A 12,714-nucleotide genomic window follows, 5' to 3' on the forward strand; every position below is an offset into this window, starting at 1 on the left:
TCTCATGATGCGCTACATTCGATACGGTTTTCTTGCGGTCCTGGGGATCGTCCTTGTCTCGGTCTCGCTGGCCAATCGCCAGATGGTGCAGTTGCAGTTGATGCCGGACGCCTTGTCTGACCTGCTTGGCTTCAATCTGGCCACCTCGCTGCCGCTGTTTCTTGTGGTTCTTGGCGGGATCGTGGCTGGCCTTGTCATCGGCTTTCTGTGGGAGTGGCTGCGCGAGCACAAGCACCGCAAGGACGCCACCGTCAAAAAGACCGAGGTCAAGAAGCTCGAGCGCGAGGTCAAGAAGCTCAAGAAGAAGCAGAACGAAGGTCAGGACGATGTGCTTGCCCTGCTGGACGAGGCCAGCTGAGAGCCGATGTCTGCCGAGATCAACGTTAAAATCTGCGGCCTGACCGCGCCCGAGCATGTGCGCGCAGCTGTTGAAGCAGGTGCGCGTTACATTGGGTTCAATTTCTTTCCCAAGTCTCCACGCTATGCACCGATTGCCCAGGCAGCGGCGCTGGCCAGTGACGTGCCGGTCGGCGTGGCCAAAGTGGCCCTGGCGGTAAACTTCACCGACGCGCAGTTGGATGAGATCGTGGCGGGGGTTCCACTGGATATGCTGCAGCTGCATGGTGCCGAAAGCCCCGAGCGCGTGGCCGAGGTCAAATCACGCTACGGCTTGCCGGTGATCAAGGCGATTGGAGTGGCTGAAGCCGAGGATTTGGCCGCAATAGACCTCTACTCGGACGTGGCCGATCAGTTGTTGGTTGACGCCAAGCCGCCGAAGAACTCTGAGCTGCCCGGCGGCAACGGATTGCCTTTTGACTGGCGTCTGCTCGCCGGTCGTAAATACTGGCGGACGCCGTGGATGCTGTCGGGGGGACTCAACCCGGGCAACGTAGCCGAGGCGATCCGTATGACCGGTGCAAGGCAGGTCGATGTGGCATCGGGCGTGGAAAGCGCCCCGGGAGTCAAGGATCCGTGCCTGATCCGCTCATTTATTGAAGCGGCACGGTGATCTGACCAGAACGCGCTTGCGTATCCTTCTCAAAGGGGAGGATGCGGGATGCTGGCTGCAATTGGCGCGGTTTCACTGAAGCGATGGTACCATGGGCCCGAGTTTTTCTGGCGTGCGGGCAAGGCCTTGCGCCAAGCCAAGGGCGATCCCTTGTGCCTCCATGCCGAGGTGTTTTTGCATGAGGGCGCGTATTTCTCGCTGAGCGTTTGGCACGACGTCGAAGCAATGCTGACCTTTGCCCAGTCGAACCCGCACCGAGGGGTGATGCAAGCCGCCCCCCGTTTGGCCAATACCTACCACTTCCGTCACTTTGCCTGCATCGCCATTCCGACCCGGGATCAGGCGCTGACTATCTGGATGAACGGCAGTACCGCGGCGGAATAGTGCGATTTGCGATGGCAAATCCCGCCGGCACCTCCTAATAACAACAGGCACGACGATGGAGACCACCATGGCCAATGATCTGTTCAATTCCTTCATGTCCGGCCCGGATGAAAACGGCCGCTTCGGTATTTTCGGCGGGCGGTTCGTCAGCGAGACTCTGATGCCGTTGATCCTGTCGCTGGAGGAGGAATACGAGAAGGCCAAGACCGACCCGAGCTTCTGGGCCGAGATGGATGATCTGTGGGCCAACTATGTGGGCCGTCCGTCGCCACTGTATCACGCCGAGCGCCTGACCGAGCATCTGGGCGGCGCCAAGATCTATATGAAGCGCGACGAGTTGAACCACACCGGCGCGCACAAGATCAACAACGTGCTGGGCCAGATCATCCTGGCGCGCCGCATGGGAAAGACCCGGATCATCGCCGAAACCGGGGCCGGGCAGCACGGCGTCGCTACAGCGACCGTCTGCGCCAAGTTCGGTCTGAAATGCGTGGTCTACATGGGCGCGCATGACGTCCAGCGGCAGGCGCCCAACGTGTTCCGCATGCGCTTGCTGGGGGCAGAGGTGATTCCGGTGACCTCGGGCCGCGGCACCCTGAAGGACGCGATGAACGACGCGCTGCGCGACTGGGTAACAAATGTGCGCGACACGTTCTACTGCATCGGTACGGTGGCCGGCCCGCACCCGTATCCGGCGATGGTGCGCGACTTCCAGTCGATCATCGGCAAGGAAGCCAAGGAACAGATGATGAAGGCCGAGGGTCGCCTGCCGGACACGATCATCGCGGCGATCGGTGGCGGCTCGAACGCCATGGGGCTGTTCTATCCGTTTCTTGACGACAAATCGGTTAACATCATCGGCGTCGAAGCGGGCGGCAAGGGCGTTAACGAAAAGATGGAGCATTGCGCCTCTCTCACCGGCGGCCGGCCGGGTGTTCTGCACGGCAACCGTACCTATCTGCTGCAGGACGACGACGGCCAGATCCTCGAGGGGTACTCGATTTCGGCCGGGCTGGACTATCCGGGCATCGGCCCTGAACATTCCTGGCTGCACGATATCGGGCGCGCGCAATATGTCTCGGTCACCGACAAAGAGGCGCTTGAGGCGTTCCAGCTGTGCTGCGCGACCGAGGGGATCATCCCTGCGCTCGAACCCAGCCACGCGCTGGCGCATGTCATGAAGATCGCGCCGGAGCTGCCAAAGGATCACATCATCTGCATGAACATGTGCGGACGCGGCGACAAGGATGTGCAAACAGTCGCCAAGTATCTGAACTTCGACATGTCTGATACCGAGGGTCGCGACGCAACCTGAGGGCTGCCCAAAGAACAAGACCCGGCACGCTTCAACCGTGCCGGGTTTTTCATTCCCGGTTCACTGTCCTGAGTCTGCGCGGTGGCTGGTCAGAACGTGCAGCGGCACGATTTCCAATGCGCGCTGATGAGTCGCCTCAAGATGAACCTTTGGCGCACAGCCCTCGTCATGGGCCTGCATGAACCGTGCGGCACACAGGCACCAGCTGTCGCCGGGCTTGAGGCCCGGGAAATCGAACTCGGGCCGGGGCGTGCTCAGGTCGTTGCCGACATATTTTGAATAGGCCAGAAACTCGGCCGTCATCACAGCGCAGACCGTGTGGCTGCCGCGATCCTCAGGGCAGGTGTTGCAGGCCCCGTCGCGGAAAAAACCGGTCAGGGGCTTTCGTGAACACGGAGCCAGCACGCCGCCCAGAACATTTATGCTGTCCTGCTTTTGCATGCAGCCACCTTACAGGCTTTGCGCGATCTTGCGGAACATTTCGATGTTCTGCTCATTAACACCGGGCTCGCGGAACTTCCGATCAGCGCCCGTGGCTACGATCAGCACGCCGCGCGACTGGTCGAAATACATGTACTGGCCATAAACACCGCGTGCCAGAAACTCACCGTCATGGGCGCCAACGGGGATCCACCACTGATATCCGTAGCCGATCTTTCCGGGTTCGGTCGGCGCGCTTGGCAAGGTGGATTCCTTGATCCAGTCGGCCGGAACGATCTGGCGCCCATCGCGCACGCCGTTCTGCAGGATCATTTGGCCAAAGCGGGCGTAATCCCGCGTCGTGAAATTCAAGCCACCCAGAACAAAGGCGACGCCGGCGCCGTCGGTGATATAGTATCCGTCCCGCTCAAGACCGAGGTGCTGCAGGATCTTTTCGTCCAGCAACGCGGCGACGCTTTGACCCGTCGCCCCTCGGATCACCATTCCAATGACATGGGTATCGATGGAAACATACTGCCAGGTCTCGCCCGGTGCCGCGAAACTGTCCTTCAACGAGGCCGCAAAGTCATCCAACTCGCCCCCCAGGGCGACGACCCGACCCATCCGGTTGATGTCGGATTTCGGGTCCAGATAATCTTCGTCAAAGGTCACACCGCTGGCCATGTTCAGCACGTTGCGGATCGTGGCTGTTTCATAGGCGCTGCCCTGCAGCTTGGGGGCATATTTGATGACCGGATCATCCAGCGAGGCTATGGCGCCCTCCTCAAGAAGGATGCCGAACAGAGCGGACAAATAGCTTTTGGCCATCGACCACGAGATCCGGCGGTCCTCTGGCGATGTGCCCAGGAAATACTCCTCGAACCGGATCTGCCCATCCTGCATCACCAGCAGCGATGTGACGGCGCGCTCTTCGATCCAGTCCTGCGTCTCGGCGGGCAGGTCGAATTCAGCTCCATAGGGCAGGTCCCAAGTGGGACCATTCCCGCGAGGGAGGTCGACAGTCAGAAACGCCGCGTCCATGTGGGAGAAATTCTGAACGATCTTTTCTCCGGTAAACAGAGAGTTCACCGCCAGAAGGCGCTGGATTTCCTCGCGCTTCCAGAAACCGACAACTGCAGCGGCCAAGACCAGCGTCAGGACAATTCGCAGCAGCCACTTCAGACCTGTTTTCATGATATTCCTCCCGTTTGGCGGCATTGGATCGTGATGACTGCAATTCTGCAATTGCAACGTTGCGGAAGGTCTTTGCCGCTATCGGAACTTGTCCAACAGCTTCTGCATCGCCGTGCGGTCATCGGGCGTTGGCGTCTCGGCCTTCGGGGTAGGAGAGGTCTTGGTTTCGGATTTGGGCGCCGTGGTGGAACTGCGCGGCGGCGCTGTTCGCAACGCCACGGCGTTCATGAACTTGGCCGCATCGCCCGCAGCCAGATGAACCGCCCCGTCTGCAACGCCTTGCAGAACATCGTCCAGCCAGTCGGCGTCGGCCTTGGCGAAATCGCCCAGAACATAGGGCGAAACCAGCTCTTTGCGTCCGGGATGGCCGATCCCCAGCCGGACACGGTCATACGCGGCACCGATATGGTCGTGGATCGACCGCAGGCCGTTATGCCCGGCATGGCCGCCACCGGCCTTGGCGCGAACCTTCCCTGGTGCAAGGTCCAATTCGTCATGGAAAACGGTCACATCGGTTGAGCCGAGCTTGAAGAACCGCATGGCCTCGCCGACCGATTGGCCCGAACGGTTCATGAAGGTCATGGGCTTCAGCAGCAGGACCTTCTCTCGGCCGAGCATTCCTTCGGATATTTCACCCTGAAATTTCGAACGCCATGGCCCAAAGCCATGATCCCTGGCGATGGCATCCACCGCCATGAAACCGATATTGTGCCGGTTGCGGGCATACTTTGCGCCCGGATTGCCCAATCCGACAAACAGCTTCATCGCGAATTCCTTGTGCGTTTCGGTCCGGCGCAGAATTGCACGAGATGCCTTTCCTGTGCCAGCCGGTCGTTCAAAGAAAAACGGGGCCTTGGACGAGGCCCCGCTTCAAATTCCAATCCGAAGGTTCCGGATTTATTCTTCGTCTTTGCCTACGACTTCAACTTCGTCGGCTGCGACTTCCTCTTCACCTTCGCCTTCTTCGTCGTCGCTGGACGCCAGGCCGGTCGGTGCCGAGATGTTCGCAATCACGAAATCACGGTCGATGGTCGGTTTGGTGCCGTTGGGCAGGTCAACCGACGAGATGGTGACAACGTCGTTGATTTCCAGACCGGTCAGATCGACGGTGATCTTTTCGGGGATGTCGCCGGCGGTGCAGACCAGCTCGACCTCGGGACGGACAACGGTCAGAACGCCGCCCTTCTTGATGCCGGGGGCTTCTTCCTCGTTGATGAACTCGACGGGGATGTACAGGGCGATCTTGGTCGTGCGACGCAGACGCATCAGGTCCAGGTGGGTCGGCAGGTCCTTGACGACATCACGCTGAACGTCGCGGCAGATGACGCGGACGTCTTCGTGGCCTTCGACCTTCAGGTTCCACAGGGTCGACTTGAAGCGGCCTGCCTTCAGGCGCTTGAACAGTTCGTTGAACGGAATCTGGATCGGCAGCGGGTCTTTCTCGCCACCAAATACGATGCCCGGAACCATGCCGTCGCGGCGTGCCTGACGAGCGGCGCCCTTGCCCGTCCCCGTCCGTTCCAGAGCTACGAGATCAGGAATCTCACCAGCCATGATAAATCTCCAATGTTGGGGCGGGGTGCCTCCAAGGCTGTCACCCCGCGTGAAGCGGCGTCATTAGACCGAATCCGGCCATTTGGAAAGGGGTAAAAACGATTTCCGAGTCATTCCTGCCAGCGGCCGCAGAAATCATGCGGAACAAGCAGATTGTGCGGCCCCAGATCGGCCACGTTGCGCTCGCCGCATAGGGCCATGGTGGTGTCCAGTTCCTTTTGGATCACTTCCAGCGCGGTGGTCACGCCCTTTTGGCCCATCGCGCCTAGCCCGTAGACGAAAGCGCGCCCGATATAGGTGCCCTTGGCCCCCAGCGCCAGCGCCTTGAGCACGTCCTGCCCCGAACGGATACCGCTGTCGAGATGCACCTCGACCTCGCCGCCTACCGCATCCATGATCCGCGGCAGCATCCGGATCGAGCTGAGCGCGCCGTCCAGTTGCCGCCCGCCATGGTTCGAGACCACGATGGCGTCGGCGCCCAGCTTGGCCGCCATCTTCGCGTCTTCGGGGTCAAGGATGCCCTTCAGGATCACCTTGCCGCCCCATTGCTCCATCAGTTTCTCGATCTTCTTCCAGTCGAGGCTGGGATCGAATTGTTCCGCGGTCCACGCGCCCAGGGACGAGGCGTCCGAGATGCCCTCGACATGGCCCACGATATTGCCGAACTCGCGTCGTTTCGCGCCCAGCATCTCGATGCCCCAGGCCCATTTCGTCATCAGGTTGGCGATGGTTTTGGCGGTCAGTTTCGGCGGGGCGGATAGGCCGTTCTTCAGGTCCTTGTGCCGTTGGCCTAGGATTTGCAGATCAAGGGTGATGACCAGGGCCGAGCATTTGGCATCTTTGGCGCGCTGGATCAGGCGGCGGACATAGTCCTCGTCCTTCATGGTGTACAGCTGGAACCAGAACGGCGCGCCGGTATGTTCGGCCACATCCTCAATCGAGTTGATCGACATGGTCGACAGCGTGAAGGGCACGCCGAAATCCAGCGCGGCCTTGGCGGCCTTCATTTCACCATCCGCATGCTGCATCCCGGTCAGACCCACGGGCGCGAGGGCCACCGGCATGGCCACGTCCTGTCCAATCATCTGCGACGCGGTCGAGCGGCCGGACATGTCCACCGCAACCTTTTGGCGCAGACGGATGTCGTGGAAGTCCGAGCTGTTGTTGCGGAAGGTCTGCTCGGTCCAGCTGCCGCTTTCGGCATAGTCATAAAACATCCGGGGCACCCGGCGTTCATAGATGCGTTTGAGGTCGTCGATATTGGTAATGACAGGCATGGCCGCGCCTTTCTTCAGATTGGTTAGGTTTCTTTACCAATTCTTCCACCGCGGCGCAACGGCCAGTTGCGCAAGTGGTCAGGTGGGACGAAGGCGCAAAGAAAAACCGCCGCAGGCGTGCGGCCTGCAGCGGTTGAGACCGTTTGGGGTTTTGGCTTCAGGCGCTGTGGGCGCCGTCTGACAGCGATTTCACGAAATCCAGAACCTCGGCCACGGGTTTGCCGGCGGCGATTTGGCTGACGATGGCTGAGCCGACCACCGCCCCGTCGGCAACGCTGGCGATGGCGCGTGATTTCTCGGGCGTGTTGATGCCGAAGCCCACGATCACCGGAAGATCGGTCGCCGCCTTGATGCGCGCGACCTCGGGGCCGACATCGGTGGCCTCGGCTTCGGCCGCACCGGTGATGCCGGTGATCGAGACATAATAGACAAAGCCCGAGGTGTTCTGCAGCACTCTCGGCAGGCGCTTGTCATCTGTGGTGGGCGTTGCCAGCCGGATGAAGTTCAGCCCGGCCGCCTGCGCGGGCAAGCACAGCTCGTCATCTTCCTCGGGCGGCAGGTCTACGACGATCAGGCCGTCGATGCCGGCCTCTTTGGCGTCGGCCAGGAACTTGTCCACACCGCGGCTGTAGATCGGGTTGTAATAGCCCATCAGTACGATCGGGGTGGTGTCATCGGTTGCCCGAAATGCCTTGGCCAGATCCAGCGTGCGCTGCAGCGTCATGCCACCGTCCAGCGCCCTTTGACCAGCCGCCTGAATGGTGGGGCCGTCCGCCATCGGGTCGGTGAAGGGCAGGCCCAGTTCGATCACGTCCACGCCGGCACCCGGCAGGCCGCGAACGATCTCAAGCGAGGTGTCATAGTCGGGATCCCCGGCCATGATATAGGCGACAAAGGCCTTCTTCCCTTCGGCTTTGAGGGCGGCGAACTTGGCGTCGATACGGGTCATGGACGATCCTTGCATACAGATTTGGACCTGATGTGCAGAAACTTTGGCCGAAAATCAATCCCGTCCTGAGCGGTGGGGTCAGAAGTTCAGATGATACCGCAGCAACAGCGCGTTCACGCCGGGGTTTTCCTCTTGCGTGCTGGCGTTCGATTTGTGGGTCACGGCCAGCGATATGTCATTGCCGTTGTTCAACGTATAGCCCAGCCCGAAAAGGCTTCGGATTTCGAAGCTCCCGCCCAGGTCGTTCAACTCGTTGGCTTCGCTGTAGAAACCCGGCATCACGCTGCCTTCCACGAACCATCTGTCGGCAAAGGAATAGATCCCGATCACCCCGGCGCCGATATGTGTGTTTCCATCCTCGTCCACCGACAGCGCGGCCCCGAGCGCAGCGCTGAAGCGGGTGGCGTCGTGAAATGGCCGGTGCTGGTATTCGAGGGAAAAGATCGCCTGGTCAATCGAGCTGCTGTCCGAATAGTCGGCGTAGCCGGCGCCGAAAATCACCGACTGCGCCTGCGCGGCTGTTGAAAAAGCCAGAAAAGCGGCGCTTGAAAGGAGGTTTTTCATAGGGATGTTCGCTGTTGATATTCGTTACAAAGTTAAAGTTTGACACTATTCTCTCGTGTTCAATGTCAACAAGCACACGTTTTCCCTACATTTTCGTGATGTTGCAGATTGGACTCAGGGCCAGCTGCCACGGGTGCCTTGCGCATCGCACCGGACCCGCATAGAAGCAGCCCGCGAATGGCATCAGGAGGCCGTCATGGGCTTTAAAATGGGTATCGTGGGTCTGCCGAATGTCGGCAAGTCGACCCTGTTCAACGCGTTGACCAAGACCGCGGCCGCGCAGGCGGCGAATTTCCCGTTCTGCACGATCGAGCCCAATGTGGGTGACGTGGCCGTTCCCGATGCGCGTCTGGACAAGTTGGCTGCGATCGCCAAATCGAAGCAGATCATCCCGACGCGTATGACGTTCGTGGATATTGCAGGCCTGGTCAAAGGCGCTTCGAAAGGTGAGGGGCTGGGGAACCAGTTTCTGGCCAACATTCGCGAAACCGATGCCATCGCTCATGTATTGCGCTGTTTCGAAGATGGTGACGTGACCCATGTCGAAGGCAAGGTCGATCCGGTGGCCGATGCCGAGACCATCGAGACCGAACTGATGCTGGCCGATCTGGAAAGCATCGAAAAGCGTCGCGCCAACCTCGTACGCAAGCTCAAGGGCAACGACAAGGAGGCGCAGCAGCAAGACCGGTTGCTGGCCACCGCGCAAGAGATGCTGGAAAGCGGCAAGCCCGCCCGTTTGGTCGAGGTGTCCGACGAGGATGCAAAAGCCTGGAAGATTCTGCAGTTGCTGACTACCAAGCCGGTCTTGTATGTCTGCAATGTCTCGGAAGAAGACGCGGCCGAAGGCAATGAATATTCCGCGCGTGTGGCCGAGATGGCCGCGGCGCAGGGCAATGCCCATGTCATCATCAGCGCCAAGATCGAAGAAGAGATCAGTCTGCTGGAGCCTGAAGAGGCGCAGATGTTCCTCGAAGAGATGGGGCTCGAAGAACCGGGCCTCGATCGACTGATTCGTGCGGGGTACGACCTGCTCAAGCTGGAAACCTATTTCACGGTTGGCCCGAAAGAGGCGCGCGCCTGGACCATTCGCAGGGGCACTGCGGCACCTCAGGCGGCCGGTGTCATCCACGGCGACTTTGAAAAGGGCTTCATCCGCGCCGAGACAATTGCCTATGATGATTTCGTGGCGTGCAATGGCGAACAGGGCGCCAAAGAGGCCGGGAAGATGCGTGCAGAAGGCAAAAGCTATGTCGTCAAGGATGGCGACGTGATGCACTTCCTCTTCAACACTTGATCTCGAAACAGCTTTTCTGGGCCGGCATTGGCGGTATCTTGAGGTATCGCTCCTGTCCGCCCGAGGCCCGCACGTGTTCGAAATCCGCGATCTGCAGTTGCTCAGCGCCTTGGCGCGTCACCGCCATTTTGCCAAGGCGGCCGAGGAGTGCGGTATTTCGCAGCCCGCGTTCTCGATGCGTATCCGCAACCTCGAGGATCGGCTTGGCGTGTCCATCGTCCGCCGTGCGAACCGCTTTCAGGGCCTGACCGAAGAGGGCGAGATGATCGTCCGCCGCGCTCGCCGCATACTGGATGACGCCAAAGCGCTCGAGCAGGAGGTGCAGGCGATCAAGGGCGAGATCACCGGTACACTGATCCTGGGCGTGATCCCGACCGCCATCGCGTTTACTGGCCGCTTGGTTAAGCGGCTGCAGCAGGCGCATCCGCGTATCCTGTCGCGGATCGAGACGATGTCGGCCACGGCAATCCAGCACCGCCTGGACGAAGGCAGCCTGGATGCCGGCATCACCTATGGCGACAGCATCGGCACTGACCTGCGCTATGTGCAGCCTTTGTACGAGGAAACCTATGTTTTGCTCATCCCCGAGCATATGACGCAGGGCAAGGGCCCGATCCCGTGGGCGCAGGTCGCCGAGTTTCCGCTCAGTTTGCTGGAGCCTCAGATGCAGAACAGGCGCATCCTCGACAGGATATTTGCCGAACAGGGGTTGCATCCGCGTGTGGTGGCCGAAACCAGCGGGTTTACTGCCTCGATGGTCATGGCGCGTGAGGGGCTGGCGGCGACGGTCGTACCACGGGTTCTGGTACGGGCGCTCGGCGATTTGAAAGGCACGCGTGTCCTGCCTCTGGTTGATCCTGTGGTCAGCAAGCCGATCTGTCTGGCGACGCTGGCGCGGGATCCAGAATTGCCCACCGTTGGGGCATTGCGGCAGGTCGTGACGTCTTTGCGGTGATAAACTGTCGTTATCGTGCGATTGGTTTTTGCGATTTGACGATATGCTACTCTGATGAGAGACGAGGCTCGATCGGAGGGCATCATGGCACCATTGGATACCAAGCCATCAGGCGCGCCAAAGGGCGTCTGGAAGTCAGGTAAAGGCAAGGGGCGGCACACGCCCAAGGGCCGTCAGTTCACGGACGAGGCGCAGGCCGAGATTCAGCGCCTGCTGGGCGACCGCCCGCGCCGCCGCGACCTGCTGATCGAGTTTCTGCATCTGATCCAGGACACGCACGGCCATATCAGTTCCGACCACATCGCCGCGTTGGCCGTCGAGATGCGGATCGGTCAGGCCGAGATCTACGAGACCGCGACTTTCTATGCCCATTTCGACGTGGTGAAAGAGGGTGAAACTCCTCCCCCGGCTCTGACGATCCGCGTCTGCGACTCACTGTCCTGTGAAATGGCTGGCGCACAACAGCTGAAGAAGGCGCTGGAGGATGGGCTGGACCCGTCCGAGGTGCGCGTTCTGCGCGCGCCCTGCATGGGGCGCTGCGACACCGCGCCGGTGCTGGAAATCGGGCATAACCATATCGACCACGCGACCCCCGAAAAGGTGCAGGCCGCCGTCGCGGCGGGCGACACCCACGCTCATCTGCCCGACTATGAGACCTTTGCGACCTATGTCGAAAGCGGCGGTTACGCCAAACTGAAAGAACTGCGCGAAGGTGGCGACTGGGAAGAGGTTCAGGAACAGGTTCTGGCCTCGGGCCTGCGGGGCCTCGGCGGTGCCGGTTTCCCGTCGGGCAAGAAATGGGGTTTTGTCCGCATGAATGACGGCCCGCGCTATCTGGCCGTGAACGGGGATGAGGGCGAGCCCGGCACCTTCAAGGACCGCTATTACCTGGAGTGCACGCCGCATGTTTTCCTCGAAGGCATGCTGATCGCCGCCTGGGCGGTCGAGGCACAGACCTGCTTCATCTACATGCGCGACGAATACCCGGCGGTACTCGAGATCCTGCGGCGCGAGATCGCGGCGCTGGAACAGGACGGGATCGTCGAGAAAGGCTATATCGACCTGCGCCGCGGTGCGGGTGCCTATATCTGCGGTGAAGAATCCGCGATGATCGAGTCGATCGAGGGCAAGAAGGGCCTGCCCCGCCACCGCCCGCCTTTCGTGGCGCAGGTCGGCGTTTTCGGCCGCCCGACGCTGGTGCACAATGTCGAGACGCTCTACTGGGTCTCGAAGATCTGCCGGGAAGGCCAGGAAATCCTCAGCTCAGTCGAAAAGAATGGCCGCAAGGGCCTGCGCAGCTATTCGGTTTCGGGCCGGGTGGCCAAGCCGGGCGTCTACCTGCTGCCGGCAGGCTCGACCATTTTGGACGTGATTGATGCCGCCGGGGGCATGGCCGAGGGCCACGTCTTCAAGGCGTATCAACCGGGCGGGCCGTCTTCGGGCCTGCTGCCCGCGTCGATGGACGACATCCCGTTGGACTTCGACACTCTGCAACCGCACGGCACCTTCATCGGGTCCGCCGCAGTGGTTGTCCTGTCCGATCAGGACACGGCCCGCGATGCGGCGCTGAACATGCTGCGCTTCTTCGAAGACGAAAGCTGTGGCCAGTGTACGCCCTGCCGGGCGGGCTGCGAGAAGGCAGTCAAGCTGATGCAGGCCGACAAGTGGGACACCGACCTGCTGGAGGACCTGTGCCAGGTGATGGGCGATGCCTCGATCTGCGGTCTGGGGCAGGCGGCCCCGAACCCGATCCGCCTGGTCATGAAACATTTCGCAGACGAGATTTGAGGGAGACAGCC

At 60.8% G+C, this 12,714-nt stretch carries 14 protein-coding genes; 7 read left to right on the forward strand and 7 right to left on the reverse strand.

Annotation, left to right across the window (positions count from 1 at the left end; genetic code table 11):
- Positions 1-7 precede the first annotated feature (7 nt).
- The 4 genes from ACR0FC_RS08670 (at position 8) to trpB (ending at position 2,708) form a co-directional block, all read left to right on the forward strand.
- Complete coding sequence (locus tag ACR0FC_RS08670) at positions 8-358, forward strand: lipopolysaccharide assembly protein LapA domain-containing protein (RefSeq protein ID WP_170340535.1); 351 nt, start codon at positions 8-10, stop codon at positions 356-358.
- 6 nt (positions 359-364) lie between these two features.
- Positions 365-1,009 carry a phosphoribosylanthranilate isomerase gene (locus ACR0FC_RS08675; RefSeq protein WP_170339898.1) on the forward strand — a complete coding sequence of 215 codons (645 nt, stop codon included), beginning with the start codon at positions 365-367 and terminating at the stop codon, positions 1,007-1,009.
- Between the two features lie 48 nt (positions 1,010-1,057).
- Entirely contained in the window at positions 1,058-1,393 is a 336-nt protein-coding gene (locus tag ACR0FC_RS08680) for a hypothetical protein (RefSeq protein ID WP_170339900.1), read from the forward strand.
- 67 nt (positions 1,394-1,460) lie between these two features.
- On the forward strand, positions 1,461-2,708 hold the full coding sequence (gene trpB / locus ACR0FC_RS08685) for a tryptophan synthase subunit beta (protein ID WP_170339902.1): 1,248 nt from the start codon (positions 1,461-1,463) through the stop codon (positions 2,706-2,708).
- 60 nt (positions 2,709-2,768) lie between these two features.
- Here trpB and ACR0FC_RS08690 read toward each other — a convergent pair whose 3' ends face one another.
- The 7 genes from ACR0FC_RS08690 to ACR0FC_RS08720 all read right to left on the reverse strand — a co-directional run bounded on the left by ACR0FC_RS08690 (position 2,769) and on the right by ACR0FC_RS08720 (position 8,666).
- Positions 2,769-3,149, reverse strand: coding sequence for a DUF2237 family protein (locus ACR0FC_RS08690; protein ID WP_093964605.1), 381 nt, complete (start codon positions 3,147-3,149; stop codon positions 2,769-2,771).
- A 9-nt stretch (positions 3,150-3,158) separates the two neighbouring features.
- Complete coding sequence (locus tag ACR0FC_RS08695) at positions 3,159-4,322, reverse strand: serine hydrolase domain-containing protein (protein ID WP_170339904.1); 1,164 nt, start codon at positions 4,320-4,322, stop codon at positions 3,159-3,161.
- Positions 4,323-4,400: 78 nt separating this feature from the next.
- Positions 4,401-5,087, reverse strand: a complete 687-nt coding sequence (gene pth / locus ACR0FC_RS08700; protein ID WP_170339906.1) for an aminoacyl-tRNA hydrolase — start codon at positions 5,085-5,087, stop codon at positions 4,401-4,403.
- A gap of 132 nt (positions 5,088-5,219) precedes the next feature.
- Positions 5,220-5,876 (reverse strand): 50S ribosomal protein L25/general stress protein Ctc, encoded by a 657-nt coding sequence (locus tag ACR0FC_RS08705; protein WP_093964607.1) that lies wholly within the window; start codon positions 5,874-5,876, stop codon positions 5,220-5,222.
- A 110-nt stretch (positions 5,877-5,986) separates the two neighbouring features.
- Positions 5,987-7,153 carry an alpha-hydroxy acid oxidase gene (locus tag ACR0FC_RS08710; protein WP_170339907.1) on the reverse strand — a complete coding sequence of 389 codons (1,167 nt, stop codon included), beginning with the start codon at positions 7,151-7,153 and terminating at the stop codon, positions 5,987-5,989.
- Between the two features lie 157 nt (positions 7,154-7,310).
- Positions 7,311-8,102 (reverse strand): tryptophan synthase subunit alpha, encoded by a 792-nt coding sequence (gene trpA / locus ACR0FC_RS08715; protein ID WP_170339909.1) that lies wholly within the window; start codon positions 8,100-8,102, stop codon positions 7,311-7,313.
- Between the two features lie 78 nt (positions 8,103-8,180).
- The gene (locus ACR0FC_RS08720) at positions 8,181-8,666 is read right to left on the reverse strand and encodes an acyloxyacyl hydrolase (RefSeq protein ID WP_170339911.1); all 486 of its coding nucleotides are present in this window, start codon (positions 8,664-8,666) and stop codon (positions 8,181-8,183) included.
- Positions 8,667-8,862: 196 nt separating this feature from the next.
- Between ACR0FC_RS08720 and ychF the strand changes: the two genes are divergently transcribed.
- From ychF to ACR0FC_RS08735, 3 genes are all read left to right on the forward strand, one after another.
- Positions 8,863-9,960, forward strand: coding sequence for a redox-regulated ATPase YchF (ychF, locus tag ACR0FC_RS08725; protein WP_170339913.1), 1,098 nt, complete (start codon positions 8,863-8,865; stop codon positions 9,958-9,960).
- A 73-nt stretch (positions 9,961-10,033) separates the two neighbouring features.
- Positions 10,034-10,915, forward strand: coding sequence for a LysR family transcriptional regulator (locus ACR0FC_RS08730; RefSeq protein ID WP_093964611.1), 882 nt, complete (start codon positions 10,034-10,036; stop codon positions 10,913-10,915).
- Between the two features lie 84 nt (positions 10,916-10,999).
- Positions 11,000-12,703, forward strand: coding sequence for an NAD(P)H-dependent oxidoreductase subunit E (locus ACR0FC_RS08735; protein WP_170339915.1), 1,704 nt, complete (start codon positions 11,000-11,002; stop codon positions 12,701-12,703).
- Positions 12,704-12,714 lie beyond the last annotated feature (11 nt).

The sequence above is a fragment of the Ruegeria sp. BB9 genome (genome assembly GCF_056539345.1).